Raw genomic sequence first — 19437 nt, 5'->3', positions numbered from 1 at the left:
TCATGAAACGTTATTTTCGTCGTACTTTAACCGCACTTGCCGTGTTAGCGGGTTTCTCAATCACCAATACTGCATTCGCCAATGATCCTTTCGTCGATGAAGCCAAACAACTTGTTGCGGCGGCAACGGCAAAACAGGAAAAATGGGACGGCCCAACCACAGGTCCACAATTACAGCAAAACAAAACGGTCATTTTTATCGCTTCTGATATGAAAAATGGCGGAGTACTTGGTGTAATTGATGGCATGAAAGAAGCTGTGAAAAGCACAAATTGGAAATTTGATGTACTTGATGGTGCTGGCAGTGTTAATAATCAGCTTGCTGCCTTAAACCAAGCAATTGCTCGCAAACCTGATGCGATCATCATTGGCGGCTGGAATCCGAACGTTGCCAAAGTACCACTCAAAAAAGCGGTACAGAATGGCATCACACTCGCAGCTTGGCACGCTACACCTGAGCCAGGTGCAATTGATAAGTACGGCATTTTCTACAACGTTACCTCAGATTCCGATGAAATTGCCAAACTTTCCGCCATGCTTGCGGTTGCCGATTCTAACGGAAAAGCACAAGTCGTGATCTTAACCGACTCGCTGTATGAAATCGCACTACGTAAAGCGAATGTGATGAAAGAAACGATCGAGAAATGCAAAGAGTGCAAAGTACTGGAGTTTATTGACACGCCGTTAGCGGATACCTCAAGCCGTATGCCAAGTCTCACATTCAATCTACTACAGAAATATGGCGACAATCTCCAGTATGCCCTTGCAATCAACGACTTATATTTTGACTTTATGGCACCATCATTGCGTTCCGCCAATAAAGACAAACCGTTGAACATTTCTGCGGGCGATGGTTCAGTAACGGCTTACCAACGTATTCGCAATAGCGATAAACAATTTGCGACGGTTCCAGAACCATTAAATTTACACGGTTGGCAATTAGTTGATGAGCTAAATCGTGCTTTTGCAAAAGAAAAACCATCCGGTTATGTGACACCAGCACATCTCGTCACCAAAGAAAACGTGGCATTTGATGGCGGGGAAAATAACCTTTACGACCCACAAAATGGTTATAAAGAGGCTTACAAAGCCATTTGGGGCGTGAAATAGTTTGAAATTGAAGGCGGTAGGATTTGCAAAATGTTTAGCGGATCCTACCGCTTGCATTCGGAAGGACAAAATATGCAAGATGTGAAATTTGAAGTGTATGATGAGCGGTTCCATACACTCGTTGGCACACAATTCCAACTCACCGAATTATTCAATGGTGCAATTTGGGCAGAAGGGCCTGCTTGGAACAGCCAAACCCAAAATTTGATATTCAGCGATGTCAAAGCCAACAAAATGTATCAATGGAATGCAAATAAAGGCGTACAATTACTCCGTTCTCCGTCTAACTTCTCCAATGGAAATGCGATAGATCACGACGGCAATTTACTCACCTGTGAACATGGCAGACGTGGCATTAGCCGCACCGACTCAGCAGGCAATGTTACCTTGCTTGTGGGAAGTATTGACGGTAAAAAGCTCAACTCCCCGAACGATCTGGTGATTAAGTCGGACGGTACCATTTGGTTTACTGACCCGCCGTACGGCATCTTGAGTGATAATGAAGGACATAAATCACCTAGCGAAGTGATTGGCTGCTATGTATATCGTTTTGATCCCAAAACAAACGACATCAACATCGCCACCTTCAATACAATGCGTCCAAATGGACTTGCTTTCTCACCTGATGAAAGCCAGCTCTTTGTTGCCGATATGTCTGCAGTGGAATTTGGGCAAGATGGTTTACATCATTTAGTCGTATTTGACGTGGAAGGTAAATACCTTAAAAACCGACAAACTGTGGCTGAAATCCACCCTGGTATTCCTGACGGCTTCTGCATTAACTCACAACAAGTGATCTTCTGTAGCTGTGAAACAGGGCTTGCTGTGCTCTTAGCTGACGGCACGTTGTTAGGACGATTCATTTTAGGGAAAACGACCTCTAATTGTACTTTTGGTGATGATGAGAAAACGCTATTTATTACAGCAAGTGATAGTGTTTATTGTTTAACATTGAGATAGAAATTATGAATTACTACCTAGGCATTGATTGTGGCGGCACTTTTATTAAAGGTGCATTATTTGACGAAATGGGAAAAATGATTTCCGTTGTTCGTCAAAATGTCGAAGTGATTAGTGAACAAGCAGGTTACGCAGAACGAGATATGACGCAACTTTGGAATATGTGTGCCGAAGTCATTCGTCAAGTGATCGCTAAAAGTACGCTAGACCCTAATGTAATTAAAGGGGTTGGCATTTCTGCACAGGGTAAAGGGGCATTTTTACTCGACAAACAGCATCAACCATTAGGTCGTGCTATTTTATCTTCCGATCAACGCTCGATTGATATTGTTAAACAATGGCAAGAGCAAAACATACCACAACAACTCTATCCGATCACAAGACAAACGCTGTGGACAGGGCACCCAGTTTCTATTTTACGTTGGATAAAAGAACATCAACTAGAACGATACGCAAAAATTGGAGCGGTATTAATGTCACATGATTACCTTCGTTTTTGCTTAACAGGTGAATTATATTGTGAAGAAACCAATATTTCTGAATCAAACCTGTATAATATGGCAACAGGGAAATATGATGAGTCATTAGCCACATTATTAGGGATTGAAGACATTTTCGATAAACTCCCTCCCATTATTTCACCCGACCATATTGCAGGATTCGTGACACAAGATGCGGCAATGAAAACGGGGTTAGTCGTCGGGACTCCTGTTGTTGGAGGACTGTTTGATGTGGTTTCCACAGCACTTTGTGCCGGTTTAGACGATGAAACAACGCTCAATGTTGTGTTAGGCACATGGTCTGTAGTGAGTGGAATTACGGATACAATTGACGCCACGAAACAGTTGCCGTTTGTCTATGGTCGCTACGCCCAACAACATAAATATATTGTACACGAAGCCAGCCCAACATCTTCAGGTAACTTAGAATGGTTTGTGAAACAGTGGAATCTAAATTACGATCAAATTAACCAAAGCATTGCTACTCTCCCAGCTGCTGAAAGTTCTGTGTTCTTTATTCCATTTTTATATGGTTCTAATGCAGGTTTAGGGATGAAAGCCGGTTTTTATGGTATGCAGTCCTATCATACTCAGCCTCACTTACTGCAAGCCATTTATGAAGGGGTGTTATTCAGTTTAATGTATCATTTAGAGCGAATGTTTGTACGCTTCCCTCAAGTCAATGTATTGCGAATCACAGGTGGGCCAACCAAATCTGATGTTTGGATGCAAATGTTGGCAGATTTAACTGGAATGCGTTTAGAAATTCCCGCTACCGAGGAAACAGGCTGTTTAGGGGCAGCATTAATGGCAATGCAAGCAGATAATATCAATCTCAGCGAGATAAATATTCTAGGTGAACAGGTAAAACACGTTTTTCCAAATCAAGCAAATTTCCAAAACTATCAAGACAAATACCAACGCTACAAAAAATTAGTCGAAGTATTAAAAGCATTACACTAACTTTAATGAGGAGATACTGTGAGAAAACACAAACTGGGGATTTATGAAAAAGCCCTTCCGAAAAATATCAGTTGGCAAGATAGACTTTCCATTGCCAAAGCCTGCGGGTTTGACTTTGTAGAGATCTCGATTGATGAGACTGATGAGCGACTCGCCCGTTTAGACTGGAGTAAAAAAGAACGTCTTAACTTAGTCAAAGCCATTGTCAATACCGGCATTACTATCCCTTCGATGTGCCTTTCTGGGCACCGTCGCTTCCCATTTGGTAGCCGTGATGAAGCCACTCGCCAAAAAGCTTATGAAATTATGGAAAAAGCCATTCAGCTGGCAGTTGATCTCGGCATTCGCACCATTCAATTAGCGGGTTACGATGTCTATTACGAAGAACAAGACAAAGGTACCATTGAACGTTTTCAACAAGGTTTAGAATGGGCGGTTGAATTAGCGGCGAGCAATCAAGTTACCCTTGCAGTTGAAATTATGGATACTAAATTTATGAGTTCCATTTCTCGCTGGAAAAAATGGGACAACATCATCAAATCCCCTTGGTTTACCGTCTATCCAGATTTGGGAAATCTTTCCGCGTGGAATGACAACGTTGCTGAAGAACTCAAGCTCGGCATCGACAAAATTTCCGCTATTCATCTCAAAGACACTTACAAAGTCACCGAAACTTGCCAAGGCCAATTCCGTGATGTGCCATTTGGTGATGGCTGCGTAGATTTTGTGGCTTGCTTCAAGACCTTAGCAGAACTGAACTACCGTGGTGCATTCTTAATTGAAATGTGGACAGAAAAAGCCAAAGAGCCAATCGCTGAAATCATCAACGCTCGCCGTTGGATCGAACAAAAAATGCAAGAAGGGGGTTTCCAATGTTAAAAGAATTAAGAGAACGTGTTTTACAAGCGAATTTAGAACTACCTAAATACGGTTTAGTCACTTTCACTTGGGGCAATGTGAGTGAGATTGATCGTGAAACAGGCTTAGTAGCGATCAAGCCCTCTGGCGTAGAATACGATGTGATGACCGTTGATGACATCGTGATCGTCGATCTACAAGGTAATCGTGTGTGGGGTGATAAAAAACCATCTTCCGATACGCCAACCCATTTGGAACTCTACCGTCAATTCCCAGGCATTGGCGGCGTGGTACATACCCACTCTCGTCACGCCGTAGGCTGGGCACAAGCGGGTGAAGACATTCTTGCACTAGGTACCACTCACGGTGACTATTTCTACGGTTCCGTGCCTTGCACCCGTAAAATGACCCCTGCGGAAATTGCAGGCGAGTATGAATTAGAAACAGGCAAAGTGATTGTTGAGACTTTCCAAAAACGAGGTATCAATCCAAATATGGTACCTGGCGTGTTGGTACATTCCCACGGACCATTCACATGGGGCAAAGATGGACACAATGCCGTACATAATTCCGTGGTGCTAGAAGAAGTTGCCTATATGAATTTCTGTAGCAAACTCATTCGTCCAAATGTACAGGCCATGCAGCAAGAACTGCTCGATAAACATTACTTACGCAAACACGGTAAAAATGCGTATTATGGGCAGTAAGCATTTGCAAAAAATTGAGTGGAAGTGACCGCTTGTTATCATACAAGCGGTCACTTCCGTTCTGATTTTTGCAAATCGTAGCTATCGAGAAAAAAACTAAAACGAATTTATACCCTAAAAAACCACCTTTTCATAATCTTTATCCCAAAAGTTAGATTGAACTTCCAACAGATTACAGCACAGATCATAAAAGGTGGTTTTTAATTAGCAATAAAAAAAAGCCCGATAAACATCGGGCTTTTTTATTGGTCTTTTATTATTCCGCTACTGCTTCTTCAGCTGCAACTTCTGGGCGTTCAACTAACTCAATGTATGCCATTGGTGCGTTATCGCCTGCACGGAAACCACATTTTAAAATGCGAGTGTAACCACCTGCACGATTTGCAAAACGTGGACCTAATTCATTGAATAATTTAGCAACTGTTTCAACGTTGCGAGTACGAGCAAAAGCTAAACGGCGATTAGCAACGCTATCAACTTTTGCTAAAGTAATTAACGGCTCAACTACACGACGTAACTCTTTCGCTTTTGGTAACGTAGTTTTGATAATTTCGTGACCAATTAACGCTGCTGCCATATTACGGAACATCGCTTGACGATGGCTGCTGTTACGGTTTAATTGACGTCCACTCTTACGATGGCGCATAACCTTATTCCTTCTTAGAAAATCTATACCTAAAATTAGTCTTCAGCAATGCTTGCTGGAGGCCAATTCTCAAGGCGCATACCCAGTGATAGACCACGAGAAGCGAGAACATCTTTAATCTCAGTAAGCGATTTCTTACCAAGGTTAGGTGTTTTTAACAACTCAACTTCTGTACGTTGGACTAAATCACCGATATAGTGAATTGTCTCTGCTTTCAAACAGTTAGCAGAACGAACTGTCAGCTCTAAGTCATCTACTGGACGAAGAAGAATTGGATCAAATTCCGGTTTTTCTTCTTTTACTTCTGGCTGACGAACATCACGCAGATCAACGAATGCAGCTAACTGTTCAGCTAAAATCGTTGCAGCACGACGGATTGCTTCCTCTGGATCTAATGTTCCATTGGTTTCCATCTCAATAACTAGCTTATCTAAGTCTGTACGCTGTTCAACACGAGCAGCTTCCACATTATAAGCAATGCGATCTACTGGGCTGAAGCGTGCATCCACTAATAAGCGACCGATTGGGCGATCATCATCTTGTAAATGTACACGAGCAGAAGCTGGCACATAACCACGACCACGCTGAACACGAATACGCATATTGATTGATGCGTTTTTATCGGTTAAGTGGCAAATAATATGGTCAGGATTTACAATTTCAACATCACCATCGTGTGTAATGTCGGCTGCAGTTACAGGGCCAATTCCAGATTTAGTGAGCGTCAAAATAATATCATCTTTATTTTGAACTTTTACCGCTAGACCTTTAAGGTTTAACAATACTTCAAGAATATCTTCTTGTACGCCTTCTTTGCTGCTGTATTCATGTAATACACCATCAATTTCTACTTCTGTAACTGCACAACCAGGCATAGACGAAAGTAAAATGCGACGAAGTGCGTTACCTAATGTATGGCCGAAACCACGCTCTAACGGCTCTAAGGTCACTTTGGCGTGAGTTGAACTGATTTGTTCAATATTCACTAAATGTGGCTTTAAAAATTCTGTCACAGAACCCTGCATCTTATCCTCTCTTTGCTTTTGAACTGATGAAACTAAACAATAAATAAAATAATGTTTTAATTATTATTTAGAGTATAGCTCAACGATCAGATGTTCATTAATATCTGCTGATAGATCAGAACGTTCAGGAGTACGTTTGAATACACCTTCCATTTTTGTCGCATCAACTTCTAACCAAGTTGGTTTTTCACGTTGTGTCGCTAGCTCTAATGACGCTTTGATACGTGCTTGTTTTTTAGATTTCTCACGTACTGCGATTACATCATCAACAGAAACCTGATAAGAAGGGATATTTACAACGCGACCGTTTACAACAATAGATTTATGGCTAACAAGCTGACGTGCTTCTGCACGAGTTGCAGCAAAACCCATACGGTAAACGACGTTATCTAAACGACCCTCTAACAATACTAATAAGTTCTCACCGGTATTGCCTTTTAAACGGTTAGCTTCTTTATAGTAATTACGGAATTGACGCTCCAAAATACCATACATACGGCGAACTTTTTGTTTCTCACGAAGCTGACTACCGTAGTCAGATAAGCGAGGTTTACGAGCACCGTGTTGACCAGGTGCTGTATCAATTTTACATTTTGACTCGATCGCGCGAACACCTGATTTAAGGAATAAATCAGTACCTTCACGACGGCTTAGCTTGAGCTTTGGACCCAAATATCTTGCCATTTTCTTTCTCCAATTATTCTAACGTCAAATTATACGCGACGTTTTTTCGGTGGACGACAACCGTTATGAGGAATCGGAGTCACGTCAGTAATATTCGTGATACGGAAACCCGCTGCATTTAATGCACGAATTGTAGATTCACGACCTGGACCCGGACCTTTAACCATAACTTCTAAATTCTTTAAACCAAACTCTTTAACAACTTCAGCACAACGCTCTGCTGCCACTTGAGCTGCGAATGGGGTTGATTTACGAGAACCACGGAAACCTGAACCACCAGCGGTTGCCCAAGCAAGAGCATTACCTTGACGGTCAGTAATGGTTACGATTGTGTTATTGAAAGATGCGTGGATATGAGCTACGCCATCTGCGATCTGTTTTTTTACACGTTTACGTGCACGAACTGGTGTTTTAGCCATTTTATTTATCTACTCCGATTATTTTTTGATCGGTTTGCGTGGACCCTTGCGAGTACGCGCATTAGTCTTAGTACGTTGACCACGTACTGGTAAACTACGACGATGACGTAAACCACGGTAGCAGCCTAGGTCTAAAAGACGCTTGATGCTTAAAGTTACTTCACGACGTAAATCACCTTCGACAGTAAATTTACCAACTTCTTCACGCAGTTTTTCAATCTGCTCTTCAGACAATTCTCTGATCTTCACATCTTCAGCAATACCCGTTGCAGCGCAAATTGCTTTTGCACGAGTTTTACCGATGCCATAAATAGCAGTTAGTGCAATTACGGTGTGTTTTTGATCAGGAATGTTAATGCCTGCAATACGGGCCACTATGCACTCCTATTTAACTAAAGTTATTGATATACTGATCTTGAAAAGCCCGTTTCAGGATACTCAAACAGTATATCAGGACGAAATGAGCTGAGCAGTATACCTACTCAGCCGGTTCTTTGCAAGAAAGAATGTCAATTAACCTTGACGTTGTTTGTGTTTAGCATCGCTGCAAATTACGCGAACAACACCTTCACGTTTAACAATTTTGCAGTTACGACATAATTTCTTAACTGAAGCACGAACTTTCATTGCTTATCCTTTTTTGATCTAGGACTACTGTCCTAAGCCTTTCAAATTGGCTTTCTTCAACACAGAATCATATTGTAAAGACATTAAATGACTTTGAACCTGTGCGATGAAATCCATAATTACTACCACTACAATCAATAATGATGTACCACCAAGTTGGAAAGATACTTTCCATAAGGATGTAATGATATAAGGAACCAAACAAACAAAAGTAATATATAACGCACCGATTAAGGTTAAACGTGTCATTACTTTATCAATATAACGCGATGTTTGCTCGCCTGGTCGATAACCTGGTACAAACGCACCTGACTTTTTCAAATTATCCGCTGTATCACGTGGGTTATATTGCATCCCAGTATAGAAGAATGCAAAGAAAATTACAGCCATTGTAAAAAGAACAATATACAACGGTTGACCTGGTTGTAATAACTGAGATAAATCAAATAACCATTCAAAACCTTCGCTCTGACCAAACCATTGAGTAATACTCGCAGGGAACAAAATGATACTTGAAGCAAAAATTGCAGGAATAACACCTGCCATATTAACTTTCAATGGTAAATGAGATGATCTTGCAGGGGCCATCATTCTTCCTTGCTGACGGCTTGCATAATTTACAACTATTCTTCTTTGTCCACGTTCCACAAAGACAACAAAATATGTTACTGCAAATGCGATTGCAGCTATTAGTAAAAGAACAGGTAAAGAGATTTCCCCTTGACGAGCCTGCTCAATTGTTTGCCCAATGACTGACGGAAGATCAGCCACAATTCCAGCAAAGATAATCAACGAAATACCATTACCGATGCCACGTTCAGTGATTTGCTCACCTAACCACATCAAGAACATTGTACCTGTGACTAAACTAATAATAGAAGTAATATAGAATAAGACGCTTGGATTAGGTACTAATCCATCAATCATATTCGGTAGGGCAAATGAAATACCAACAGCTTGAATACTTGCTAATAACAGCGTCGCATAGCGAGTATATTTGCTAATTTTACGCCTTCCTGCTTCCCCTTCTTTTTTGAGATCCATCAAAGCTGGGTGAATCGCAGTGAGCAACTGCATAATAATTGATGCAGAGATATAAGGCATAATACCTAATGCAAAAATTGACGCTCTGCTTAAAGCACCACCAGAGAACATATTAAACATCTCAATAATGGTGCCTTTTTGTTGCTGAACTAACTCGGATAATACAGAAGCATCAATACCAGGAACAGGAATAAAAGAACCAATACGAAAAACGATTAATGCACCTAATACAAACAATAATCTTGATTTTAACTCACCAGTTCCTTTTTGAGAATTACCTTGATATCCTGGTTGTTTAGCCATTTATTATTCCTCGACAGAACCACCAACAGCTTCGATAGCAGCTTTTGCACCTTTAGTTACACCTAAGCCTTTTACAGTAACCGCTTTCTCGATATTACCGGAAAGGATAACTTTCACTGATAAAATATCTTTAGTGATTACGTTTGCTGCTTTAAGTGCATCTAAAGTGATAACATTGCCATCTACTTTTGCTAATTCATTTAAACGAACTTCGGCTACGTGTAATGCTTTAAGAGAAGTAAAACCAAATTTCGGTAAACGACGATATAAAGGCATTTGACCACCTTCGAACCCACGACGAACACCGCCGCCTGTACGAGATTTTTGACCTTTATGACCACGTCCACCTGTTTTACCTAAACCAGAACCAATACCACGACCTAAGCGTTTTGCACTATGTTTAGCACCTTCAGCTGGGGATAGAGAATTTAAACGCATTCTATTACTCCTCAACTTTAACCATGTATGAAACTTGGTTGATCATACCACGTACTGCAGGTGTATCAATCAACTCTACTGTGTGTCGAATATGACGAAGACCTAAGCCTTTTAACGTTGCTTTATGCTTCGGCAAACGAGCAATAGAGCTACGAGTTTGTGTTACTTTGATAGTTTTTGCCATATTCAATTACCCCAAAATTTCTTCAACGGTTTTACCACGTTTAGCAGCAACCATTTCTGGTGATTTCATATTTGCAAGTGCATCAATAGTTGCACGAACAACGTTAATTGGGTTTGTTGAACCGTATGCTTTTGAAAGTACGTTGTGAACACCTGCAACTTCCAATACTGCACGCATTGCACCACCTGCGATGATACCTGTACCTTCGCTTGCTGGTTGCATAAACACACGAGAACCAGTATGAGAACCCTTAACTGGGTGTTGTAATGTACCTTCATTTAAAGCTACATTGATCATATTGCGACGAGCTTTCTCCATCGCTTTTTGGATAGCTGCTGGAACTTCACGAGCTTTACCGTAACCAAAACCTACACGACCGTTACCATCGCCTACTACTGTTAAAGCAGTAAAACTCATAATACGACCACCTTTTACGGTTTTAGATACACGGTTAACCGCGATTAGCTTTTCCTGCAGTTCACCAGCTTGTTTTTCGATGTTTGACATCTCAAATTCCTCTATTAGAACTGAAGACCAGCTTCACGAGCAGCATCTGCTAATGATTGTACACGACCGTGGTATTTAAAACCTGAACGATCGAATGCAACCGCTTGAATACCTTTAGCTAAAGCACGCTCAGCAACTAATTTACCAACTACTGCTGCTGCGTCTTTATTACCAGTATATTTAACTTGCTCTTTAATTACTTTTTCAACAGTTGAAGCTGCTACTAGTACTTCTGAGCCATTAGGTGCAATAACCTGCGCATAAATATGACGAGGTGTGCGATGGACAACCAAACGGGTTGCACCTTGCTCTCTCATTAAATGACGTGCACGGCTTGCACGACGGATACGAGCTACTTTCTTATCCATAGTGTTACCTTACCTTACTTTTTCTTCGCTTCTTTAGTACGTACAACTTCATCAGAATAACGTACACCTTTACCTTTATAAGGCTCAGGTTTGCGGTATGCACGAATATCAGCTGCCACTTGACCGATTAACTGTTTGTCTGCACTCTTAAGAATGATTTCTGTTTGAGATGGACATTCACCAGTGACGCCTGCTGGCAACGCGTGTTCAACTGGGTGTGAGAAACCTAAGCTTAAAGCAACTACGTTACCTTTCATTTGAGCTCTGTAACCAACACCAACTAATTGCAATTTCTTAGTAAAGCCTTCAGTAACACCAATTACCATAGCATTAACAAGTGCACGAGCAGTACCTGCTTGAGCATCTGCATTTACAACGCCTTCTTTTGGTGCGAAAGTTAATGCGTTAGCATCGTATTTTACTTCAACTGCATTATGAATTTCACGAGATAACTCGCCATTTTTACCTTTAACTGTTAATAGCTGACCGTTGAGTTTTACTTCAACACCGGCAGGAATATTAACAGGTGCTTTTGCAACACGAGACATTCTTCCTACCCCTCTATTATGCTACGTAACAGATAATTTCGCCGCCTAAGCCCGCTTGACGCGCTGCACGGTCGGTCATAACACCTTTAGATGTAGAAACAACTGCGATACCTAAACCACCCATTACTTTTGGTAATTCGTCTTTACGTTTATAAATACGAAGACCTGGACGGCTTACACGTTGGATACTTTCTACAACTGGTTTATTTTGGAAATATTTTAAAGTGATTTCCAATTCAGGTTTTACACCCTCAACAACTTTGAAGCTTTCAACATAACCTTCTTCAGCTAAAACATTTGCAATAGCAACTTTTAACTTAGATGAAGGCATACTGATTGCAACTTTATTCGCAGCTTGACCGTTACGAATACGGGTCAGCATATCTGCGATTGGATCTTGCATGCTCATGTATTTACTCCCATGATTCCAAATTAAAAGAGGTTATTACCAGCTAGCTTTCTTAAGGCCTGGAATTTCGCCACGCATTGCAGCTTCACGAACCTTAATACGGCTTAAGCCAAACTTACGAAGTACACCATGTGGACGACCAGTTTGACGGCAACGGTTACGCTGACGGCTTGGACTTGAATCGCGTGGAAGTGTTTGTAATTTTAACACTGCATCCCAACGATCTTCGTCTGAAGAATTAACATCAGAGATGATGCGTTTTAATTCTTCACGCTTCGCGTAAAATTTATCAGCTAATTTCGCACGTTTTACGTCACGTGCAATCATTGATTGTTTTGCCACGATAACCTACCTTATTTACGGAATGGGAAATTGAAAGCCGCTAATAAAGCTTGACCTTCTTCATCAGTTTTCGCAGAAGTGGTGATAGTAATATCTAAACCACGAACACGATCTACTTTATCATAGTCGATTTCTGGGAAAATGATTTGTTCACGAACACCCATACTGTAATTACCACGACCATCGAAAGACTTCGCATTTAAACCGCGGAAGTCACGAGTACGTGGAACAGCGATAGTAATCAATCTTTCAAAGAACTCCCACATACGTTCGCCACGTAGGGTTACTTTACATCCGATTGGATATCCCTGACGGATTTTAAAGCCAGCAACAGATTTGCGAGCTTTTGTAATTAAAGGTTTCTGACCGCTAATTGCTGCTAGATCTGCTACTGCATTATCTAACAATTTCTTATCGGTCAATGCTTCACCCACACCCATATTCAGGGTTATCTTTTCGATTCGTGGGACTTGCATGACAGATGAGTAGTTGAATTTTGCTTTTAATTCATTAACTACTGTATCTCTGTAGTAATCATGCAGTTTCGCCATCGCATTACTCCAGTTAATTAAATTGTTTTCTCGTTAGATTTGAAGAAACGCACTTTTTTGCCCTCTTCGAATCTAAATCCTACACGGTCAGCTTTGTTAGTTTCAGGGTTGAAAATTGCAACATTAGAAGCATCAATTGCAGCTTCTTTCTTGATTAAACCACCCGCTTTACCTAAAGCTGGAACTGGTTTTTCATGTTTAGTTACAATATTTACGCCTTCAACAAAGACCTTACCGTTTGGTAACACTTTAGTTACCTTACCACGCTTACCTTTATCTTTACCGGTAAGTACAATTACTTCATCGTTTTGACGGATTTTTGCAGCCATTACATTCTCCTTACAGTACTTCTGGAGCTAAAGAGATGATTTTCATAAACTTCTCAGAACGAAGTTCACGAGTCACCGGTCCAAAAATACGAGTACCGATTGGTTGCTCAGTGTTATTATTTAAAATTACACAAGCGTTGCCATCGAAACGAATAACCGCGCCATCTGGGCGACGAACACCCTTCTTGGTGCGCACAACAACTGCCTTTAACACATCACCTTTTTTAACTTTACCGCGTGGAATTGCTTCTTTTACAGTAACTTTGATGATGTCGCCAATAGCAGCATAACGACGGTGCGATCCACCTAGAACCTTGATACACATTACGCTACGAGCTCCTGAGTTGTCAGCAACATCTAGCATAGTCTGTTCTTGGATCATATTAGTGCTCCGTTAAAATAAAAAAACACCCTTTCGGGACGAATCTATTTACCCAATGCAAATAGGTTGCGGATTATATCTCAACTAAACACTCAAGATCAACTGAATTTTAAGCAGTTTCAAAGATTCGCAAAACTTTTGAAGCAAATACCCGCTTGTAGCATTGACAATATAGGATTGGAAGGGATACAAGCGGTCAATTCTGAAGCATTTTTTGCAAAACAAAAACCCTAGCATGCAGCTAGGGTTTTTTCATTTTACCAGTGTTGATTAAGCTACTACAGCTTTTTCAACAACACGAACTAAAGTATGAGATTTCGTTTTAGAGAGTGGACGACACTCTTTAACTTCAACTACATCGCCTAATTTAGCTTCGTTGTTTTCATCGTGTACGTGAAGTTTGGTAGTACGACGGATAAACTTACCATAGATTGGGTGTTTAACTGTGCGTTCGATAGCGATCACAAATGATTTGTCCATTTTGTCGCTAACTACTTTACCTTGTACTGTACGAATTTTATCAGTCATTACTCACCCGCCTTCTCGGTTAATACAGTTTTTACTTGTGCAATGCTACGACGCACTTGTTTTAACTGATGGGTTTGTTGAAGCTGACCGGTGGCTGCTTGCATACGCAATTTGAATTGCTCACCTAAAAGGTTCACTAACTCAGCATTCAGCTCTTCAACATTTTTGTTACGTAGTTCTTGAGCTTTCATTACATCACCGTCTTAGTTACAAATGTGGTTTTGAACGGAAGTTTAGCTGCCGCTAATGCGAATGCATTGCGTGCTACTTCTTCTGATACACCATCCATTTCATAGAGAACTTTACCCGGTTGGATTAAGGCTACCCAGTACTCAACGTTACCTTTACCTTTACCCATACGGACTTCTAATGGTTTTTCAGTGATTGGTTTATCTGGGAATACGCGGATCCAGATTTTACCTTGACGTTTAACTGCACGAGTCATCGCACGACGAGCGGCTTCAATTTGACGAGCAGTTAAACGGCCACGACCAATCGCTTTTAAACCGAATGAACCGAAGCTCACTTCTGTACCGCCAGCAATACCGCGGTTACGACCTTTGTGAACTTTACGGAATTTTGTACGTTTTGGTTGTAACATTCAGTGATTCTCCTTATTTACGACCTTTGCGTGCAGGCTTTTTAGGCTGTGCCGCTGGTTCTTTCTCAGATTCAATCACTGCAGCCATACCACCAAGAATTTCACCTTTGAAGATCCACACTTTAATACCGATTACACCGTATGTTGTGTGAGCTTCTGCAGTGTTATAATCGATGTCCGCACGAAGTGTATGTAGAGGTACACGACCTTCACGATACCATTCTGAACGTGCGATTTCTGCACCACCTAAACGACCGCTAACTTCAACTTTGATACCTTTAGCACCTAAACGCATTGCGTTTTGTACTGCTTTTTTCATCGCACGACGGAACATCACACGACGCTCAAGTTGAGATGCGATGCTGTCAGCAACTAATTTTGCATCAAGCTCTGGTTTTTTCACTTCAGCAATGTTGATTTGTGCTGGTACGCCAGCAATTTTAGAAACGGCGTTTCTTAATTTTTCAACATCTTCGCCTTTTTTACCGATAACGATACCTGGACGAGCTGTGTGAATAGTTACACGAATGCTTTTTGCTGGACGCTCAATAGTGATACGTGAAACTGAAGCGTTCGCTAACTCTTTGTTTAAAAATTGACGTACTTTGAAATCGCCGTCTAAGTTGTCAGCGAAATCTTTTGTATTCGCGAACCAAGTAGAGCTCCAAGGCTTAACAATGCCAAGGCGAATACCATGTGGATGTACTTTTTGACCCATTTGTTATTCTCCTACTGATTAACGATCTGACACAACCACAGTGATGTGGCTTGTACGTTTTAAAATACGATCTGCACGACCTTTAGCACGTGGCATTACACGTTTCATGCTTGGACCTTCATCAACGAAAATCTTTGCAACTTTAAGATCATCGACATCTGCACCGTCATTATGCTCTGCGTTTGCAATAGCAGATTCTAAAACTTTCTTCACTAAAGCTGCTGCTTTTTTGTTAGTGAAAGTTAAAATTTCTAGTGCTACAGAAACTTTCTTACCACGGATTAAATCAGCAACTAAGCGAGCTTTTTGAGCAGATGTACGAGCGTAACGATGTTTTGCAATAGTTTCCATCTTTTACCTCTTATCTTTTAGCTTTCTTATCTGCGGCGTGACCGCGGTATGTACGAGTCGGTGCAAATTCACCTAATTTATGACCGATCATTTCATCAGAAACATAAACTGGAACATGCTGACGACCATTATGGACTGCGATGGTCAATCCGATCATTGATGGAATGATCATTGAACGACGGGACCAAGTTTTGATTGGTTTTTTATCCCCGCTTTCCACCGCCTTCTCTACCTTCTTCAACAAGTGTAGGTCAAGGAAAGGACCTTTCTTGAGAGAACGTGGCATGGCTTACCTCTATATTAGTGAATAAAATTATTTGCCACGACGACGTACGATGAATTTATCAGTACGTTTGTTGTGACGAGTTTTCTTACCTTTGGTTTGAACGCCCCAAGGAGTAACTGGGTGTTTACCGAAGTTTCGGCCTTCACCACCACCGTGTGGGTGGTCAACTGGGTTCATTGCAGTACCACGAACAGTTGGACGGATACCTCTCCAACGGTTTGCACCTGCTTTACCAAGAACACGAAGCATATGCTCTGAGTTACCTACTTCACCGATGGTTGCAGAACACTCAGCTAATACTTTACGCATTTCGCCTGAACGAAGACGCAAAGTTACATAGTTACCTTCGCGGGCAATAATTTGTACATATGCACCAGCAGATCGAGCGATTTGACCACCCTTACCCGGTTTTAATTCAACGTTGTGAATGGTAGAACCTACTGGGATATTACGCATTGGTAATGAATTACCCACTTTAATTGGAGATGAAGCACCCGCTTGGATTTGATCACCAACAGATAAACCTTTTGGTGCCAAGATGTAGCGACGTTCACCATCTTTATAAAGTACTAATGCAATGTTCGCAGAACGGTTTGGATCGTACTCTAAACGCTCAACAACAGCTGGGATGTCTAATTTGTTACGTTTGAAGTCAATTAGACGGTAGTGTTGTTTGTGACCACCACCGATGTGGCGAGTGGTAATACGACCTAAATTGTTACGACCACCAGTTTTAGACTTAGAGTCTAATAACGGAGCATAAGGTTTACCCTTATGTAATTCTGCGTTAACAATTTTAACTACGTGACGACGACCAGCGGAGGTCGGCTTACATTTAACGATAGCCATAGTTTTCTATTCCTCCAAATTACTCTGCCGCACCTTCAACGAAGTCAAGTGATTGACCTTCTTGAAGAGTAACGTAAGCTTTTTTCCAGTCGCTACGACGACCTGATTTAGCACCGTGACGTTTAGTTTTACCTTTAACAACCACAGTACGAACAGAATCTACTTTCACTTCGAAAAGTTGCTCAACCGCTTTAGCAATTTCTGCTTTGTTTGAATCCAAAGCGACTTTGAAAACGATTGTGTTACCTTTTTCTGCGTTATTTGTTGCTTTCTCAGAGATATGAGGTGCCTTAAGCACTTTTAGCAAACGTTCTTGTTGAATCATGCTAACATCTCCTCAATTTGTTTCACTGCATCAACAGTCATAACCACTTTATCAAAAGCGATTAAACTTACTGGATCGATACCTTGAACATCACGGACATCTACTTTGTAAAGGTTACGTGCTGCTAAGAATAGGTTTTCATCTAAGCTTGCAGTGATGATAAGAGCATCAGTTAATGCCATATCTTTTAATTTTTGTACTAAAACTTTCGTTTTTGGTGCATCGATTTCGAATTTATCAACAACAACTAAACGATCTTGACGAACAAGCTCAGAAAGAATGCTCTTAATTGCACCACGGTACATTTTCTTGTTCACTTTCTGGCTGTGATCTTGTGGTTTTGCTGCAAAAGTTACACCACCTGAACGCCAGATTGGTGACTTAATATCACCTGAACGAGCACGGCCAGTACCTTTTTGACGCCAAGGTTTTTTACCTGAACCAGACACTTCTGCACGAGTTTTTTGTGCACGAGATCCTTGACGAGCCCCTGCTGCATAAGCAACAACTACTTGGTGGATCAACGCTTCGTTAAACTCACGTCCGAAGGTAGTTTCAGAAACAGCTAGTGCGTTAGCACCTACAACTTGTAATTCCATCTCTATCTCCTAGACTTATGCTTTAACTGCTGGTTTTACGATAACATCACTATTAGTTGCACCAGGTACAGAACCCTTAACTAATAATAATTTACGTTCAGCATCTACACGAACAACTTCAAGTGATTGAACAGTTACACGCTCAGCACCTAAGTGTCCGGCCATTTTTTTACCTTTAAACACACGACCTGGTGTTTGGTTTTGACCAATAGAACCAAGTACACGATGTGATAAAGAGTTACCGTGAGTAGCATCTTGAGTACGGAAATTCCAGCGTTTAACACCACCTTGGAAACCTTTACCTTTAGAAGTACCAGTAACATCAACTTTTTTAACATCAGTGAAGATGTCAACATTAATTTCTTGACCTAAAGTGAATTCTTCACCTTCAGTACGAAATTCCCATAAACCGCGACCAGCTTCAACACCTGCTTTAACGAAATGACCTGCTTCAGGCTTAGTTACACGACTTGCTTTTTTAGAGCCAGTAGTAACTTGAACTGCAGTATAGCCATCGTTTTCAAGAGTTTTAACTTGAGTCACACGGTTGGCTTCGATTTCGATTACGGTAACTGGGACTGACACGCCATCTTCAGTGAAGATACGGGTCATACCAACTTTACGACCGACTAAACCAATCATTGTAATAACCTCTTAATTAACCTAGGCTGATCTGCACGTCAACGCCGGCAGCCAAATCTAAACGCATTAATGCATCAACAGTTTTTTCTGTTGGCTCAACAATATCAACTAAACGTTTGTGGGTACGGATTTCATATTGGTCACGTGCATCTTTGTTTACGTGTGGTGAAATCAATACAGTAAAACGCTCTTTACGTGTTGGTAAAGGAATTGGACCACGAACTTGTGCACCTGTACGTTTAGCTGTTTCTACGATCTCCGCAGTAGATTGATCAATCAAACGATGATCAAAAGCTTTTAAGCGGATACGGATTCTTTGGTTCTGCATTAGACCAGAGCTCCATTAAAATTTAGCTAATAAAAAAACCGAACCGCCACTCAATAAATTACATTAAGGGGGCACAGTCATACCTTGTTATAGTTTCCAAATCGGAAACATTTTATGTATTACCCTATCGGTAATACCACCTGATAAATGATTACACCAAGCGACTTACTTATCTATGATAGTAAAGCTTTGCGATTATACACATTCTTACCGACAAAATCAACATCTATCTGCAAAACAATCCAAATTGCGCTCTTAACCTCTACAGTGAGTAAATCACTAAAACACCAAAATTGATCAAAATTCG

The 19437-nt window shown here is 41.0% G+C and carries 33 protein-coding genes; 5 read left to right on the top strand and 28 right to left on the bottom strand.

What is annotated here, in order from left to right:
• Positions 1–2: 2 nt before the first annotated feature.
• From A4G17_RS03005 to araD, 5 genes are all read left to right on the top strand, one after another.
• Entirely contained in the window at positions 3–1109 is a 1107-nt protein-coding gene (locus A4G17_RS03005) for an ABC transporter substrate-binding protein (protein ID WP_123957315.1), read from the top strand.
• A 72-nt stretch (positions 1110–1181) separates the two neighbouring features.
• Positions 1182–2069, top strand: coding sequence for an SMP-30/gluconolactonase/LRE family protein (locus tag A4G17_RS03000; protein ID WP_123957405.1), 888 nt, complete (start codon positions 1182–1184; stop codon positions 2067–2069).
• 5 nt (positions 2070–2074) lie between these two features.
• Positions 2075–3532, top strand: coding sequence for an FGGY-family carbohydrate kinase (locus A4G17_RS02995; protein ID WP_123957316.1), 1458 nt, complete (start codon positions 2075–2077; stop codon positions 3530–3532).
• 18 nt (positions 3533–3550) lie between these two features.
• Complete coding sequence (locus tag A4G17_RS02990; protein WP_123957317.1) at positions 3551–4411, top strand: L-ribulose-5-phosphate 3-epimerase; 861 nt, start codon at positions 3551–3553, stop codon at positions 4409–4411.
• Positions 4405–5097 carry an L-ribulose-5-phosphate 4-epimerase gene (gene araD, locus A4G17_RS02985; protein ID WP_123957318.1) on the top strand — a complete coding sequence of 231 codons (693 nt, stop codon included), beginning with the start codon at positions 4405–4407 and terminating at the stop codon, positions 5095–5097. The genes A4G17_RS02990 and araD overlap by 7 nt, the downstream gene beginning before the upstream one ends.
• Positions 5098–5353: 256 nt before the next feature.
• Here araD and rplQ read toward each other — a convergent pair whose 3' ends face one another.
• From rplQ to rpsJ, 28 genes are all read right to left on the bottom strand, one after another.
• Positions 5354–5743, bottom strand: coding sequence for a 50S ribosomal protein L17 (gene rplQ / locus A4G17_RS02980; RefSeq protein ID WP_123957319.1), 390 nt, complete (start codon positions 5741–5743; stop codon positions 5354–5356).
• Positions 5744–5778: 35 nt separating this feature from the next.
• Positions 5779–6768, bottom strand: coding sequence for a DNA-directed RNA polymerase subunit alpha (locus A4G17_RS02975; RefSeq protein ID WP_123957320.1), 990 nt, complete (start codon positions 6766–6768; stop codon positions 5779–5781).
• A gap of 63 nt (positions 6769–6831) precedes the next feature.
• A complete protein-coding gene (gene rpsD, locus A4G17_RS02970; RefSeq protein WP_123957321.1) occupies positions 6832–7452 on the bottom strand; it encodes a 30S ribosomal protein S4 in 621 nt (206 codons plus the stop codon).
• Between the two features lie 29 nt (positions 7453–7481).
• Complete coding sequence (gene rpsK, locus A4G17_RS02965) at positions 7482–7871, bottom strand: 30S ribosomal protein S11 (RefSeq protein ID WP_123957322.1); 390 nt, start codon at positions 7869–7871, stop codon at positions 7482–7484.
• 18 nt (positions 7872–7889) lie between these two features.
• Positions 7890–8246 carry a 30S ribosomal protein S13 gene (gene rpsM / locus A4G17_RS02960; RefSeq protein WP_005599322.1) on the bottom strand — a complete coding sequence of 119 codons (357 nt, stop codon included), beginning with the start codon at positions 8244–8246 and terminating at the stop codon, positions 7890–7892.
• Positions 8247–8384: 138 nt separating this feature from the next.
• Positions 8385–8498, bottom strand: a complete 114-nt coding sequence (gene rpmJ / locus A4G17_RS02955; protein ID WP_123957323.1) for a 50S ribosomal protein L36 — start codon at positions 8496–8498, stop codon at positions 8385–8387.
• Positions 8499–8522: 24 nt separating this feature from the next.
• Positions 8523–9845, bottom strand: a complete 1323-nt coding sequence (gene secY / locus A4G17_RS02950) for a preprotein translocase subunit SecY (RefSeq protein WP_123957324.1) — start codon at positions 9843–9845, stop codon at positions 8523–8525.
• A 3-nt stretch (positions 9846–9848) separates the two neighbouring features.
• The gene (rplO, locus tag A4G17_RS02945; RefSeq protein WP_123957325.1) at positions 9849–10283 is read right to left on the bottom strand and encodes a 50S ribosomal protein L15; all 435 of its coding nucleotides are present in this window, start codon (positions 10281–10283) and stop codon (positions 9849–9851) included.
• Between the two features lie 4 nt (positions 10284–10287).
• Complete coding sequence (rpmD, locus tag A4G17_RS02940) at positions 10288–10467, bottom strand: 50S ribosomal protein L30 (RefSeq protein ID WP_005599315.1); 180 nt, start codon at positions 10465–10467, stop codon at positions 10288–10290.
• Positions 10468–10473: 6 nt separating this feature from the next.
• On the bottom strand, positions 10474–10974 hold the full coding sequence (gene rpsE / locus A4G17_RS02935; RefSeq protein ID WP_005625147.1) for a 30S ribosomal protein S5: 501 nt from the start codon (positions 10972–10974) through the stop codon (positions 10474–10476).
• 14 nt (positions 10975–10988) lie between these two features.
• The gene (gene rplR, locus A4G17_RS02930; protein WP_123957326.1) at positions 10989–11342 is read right to left on the bottom strand and encodes a 50S ribosomal protein L18; all 354 of its coding nucleotides are present in this window, start codon (positions 11340–11342) and stop codon (positions 10989–10991) included.
• Between the two features lie 14 nt (positions 11343–11356).
• Entirely contained in the window at positions 11357–11890 is a 534-nt protein-coding gene (gene rplF, locus A4G17_RS02925; protein WP_123957327.1) for a 50S ribosomal protein L6, read from the bottom strand.
• Between the two features lie 16 nt (positions 11891–11906).
• Positions 11907–12299, bottom strand: coding sequence for a 30S ribosomal protein S8 (rpsH, locus tag A4G17_RS02920; RefSeq protein ID WP_123957328.1), 393 nt, complete (start codon positions 12297–12299; stop codon positions 11907–11909).
• Between the two features lie 36 nt (positions 12300–12335).
• Complete coding sequence (rpsN, locus tag A4G17_RS02915) at positions 12336–12641, bottom strand: 30S ribosomal protein S14 (protein ID WP_123957329.1); 306 nt, start codon at positions 12639–12641, stop codon at positions 12336–12338.
• 11 nt (positions 12642–12652) lie between these two features.
• Complete coding sequence (gene rplE, locus A4G17_RS02910) at positions 12653–13192, bottom strand: 50S ribosomal protein L5 (protein ID WP_123957330.1); 540 nt, start codon at positions 13190–13192, stop codon at positions 12653–12655.
• 17 nt (positions 13193–13209) lie between these two features.
• Positions 13210–13521, bottom strand: coding sequence for a 50S ribosomal protein L24 (rplX, locus tag A4G17_RS02905; RefSeq protein WP_123957331.1), 312 nt, complete (start codon positions 13519–13521; stop codon positions 13210–13212).
• 10 nt (positions 13522–13531) lie between these two features.
• On the bottom strand, positions 13532–13903 hold the full coding sequence (gene rplN / locus A4G17_RS02900) for a 50S ribosomal protein L14 (protein ID WP_005711998.1): 372 nt from the start codon (positions 13901–13903) through the stop codon (positions 13532–13534).
• Between the two features lie 270 nt (positions 13904–14173).
• On the bottom strand, positions 14174–14431 hold the full coding sequence (gene rpsQ, locus A4G17_RS02895) for a 30S ribosomal protein S17 (protein WP_123957332.1): 258 nt from the start codon (positions 14429–14431) through the stop codon (positions 14174–14176).
• Positions 14431–14622: a 50S ribosomal protein L29 gene (gene rpmC, locus A4G17_RS02890; protein WP_005706394.1), complete on the bottom strand. Its 192-nt coding sequence runs from the start codon at positions 14620–14622 to the stop codon at positions 14431–14433. The genes rpsQ and rpmC overlap by 1 nt, the downstream gene beginning before the upstream one ends.
• Entirely contained in the window at positions 14622–15032 is a 411-nt protein-coding gene (gene rplP, locus A4G17_RS02885) for a 50S ribosomal protein L16 (RefSeq protein ID WP_123957333.1), read from the bottom strand. Before rplP ends, rpmC begins: the two co-directional genes overlap by 1 nt.
• A gap of 13 nt (positions 15033–15045) precedes the next feature.
• A complete protein-coding gene (rpsC, locus tag A4G17_RS02880) occupies positions 15046–15750 on the bottom strand; it encodes a 30S ribosomal protein S3 (protein WP_123957334.1) in 705 nt (234 codons plus the stop codon).
• An 18-nt stretch (positions 15751–15768) separates the two neighbouring features.
• Complete coding sequence (rplV, locus tag A4G17_RS02875) at positions 15769–16101, bottom strand: 50S ribosomal protein L22 (protein WP_007526132.1); 333 nt, start codon at positions 16099–16101, stop codon at positions 15769–15771.
• 10 nt (positions 16102–16111) lie between these two features.
• Positions 16112–16387 carry a 30S ribosomal protein S19 gene (gene rpsS / locus A4G17_RS02870; protein WP_077559287.1) on the bottom strand — a complete coding sequence of 92 codons (276 nt, stop codon included), beginning with the start codon at positions 16385–16387 and terminating at the stop codon, positions 16112–16114.
• A 27-nt stretch (positions 16388–16414) separates the two neighbouring features.
• The gene (rplB, locus tag A4G17_RS02865) at positions 16415–17236 is read right to left on the bottom strand and encodes a 50S ribosomal protein L2 (protein ID WP_123957335.1); all 822 of its coding nucleotides are present in this window, start codon (positions 17234–17236) and stop codon (positions 16415–16417) included.
• 19 nt (positions 17237–17255) lie between these two features.
• Entirely contained in the window at positions 17256–17561 is a 306-nt protein-coding gene (rplW, locus tag A4G17_RS02860) for a 50S ribosomal protein L23 (protein WP_123957336.1), read from the bottom strand.
• The gene (rplD, locus tag A4G17_RS02855; protein ID WP_123957337.1) at positions 17558–18160 is read right to left on the bottom strand and encodes a 50S ribosomal protein L4; all 603 of its coding nucleotides are present in this window, start codon (positions 18158–18160) and stop codon (positions 17558–17560) included. The genes rplW and rplD overlap by 4 nt, the downstream gene beginning before the upstream one ends.
• A 15-nt stretch (positions 18161–18175) precedes the next feature.
• On the bottom strand, positions 18176–18802 hold the full coding sequence (rplC, locus tag A4G17_RS02850) for a 50S ribosomal protein L3 (RefSeq protein WP_123957338.1): 627 nt from the start codon (positions 18800–18802) through the stop codon (positions 18176–18178).
• A 16-nt stretch (positions 18803–18818) separates the two neighbouring features.
• Complete coding sequence (gene rpsJ, locus A4G17_RS02845) at positions 18819–19130, bottom strand: 30S ribosomal protein S10 (protein ID WP_001181005.1); 312 nt, start codon at positions 19128–19130, stop codon at positions 18819–18821.
• Positions 19131–19437: the final 307 nt, after the last annotated feature.

It is taken from the genome of Frederiksenia canicola, assembly GCF_011455495.1.
Lineage (GTDB): Bacteria > Pseudomonadota > Gammaproteobacteria > Enterobacterales > Pasteurellaceae > Frederiksenia > Frederiksenia canicola.
Note: the sequence above shows the minus strand (reverse complement) of the source record. Positions and strands in the feature narration are given on the sequence as shown.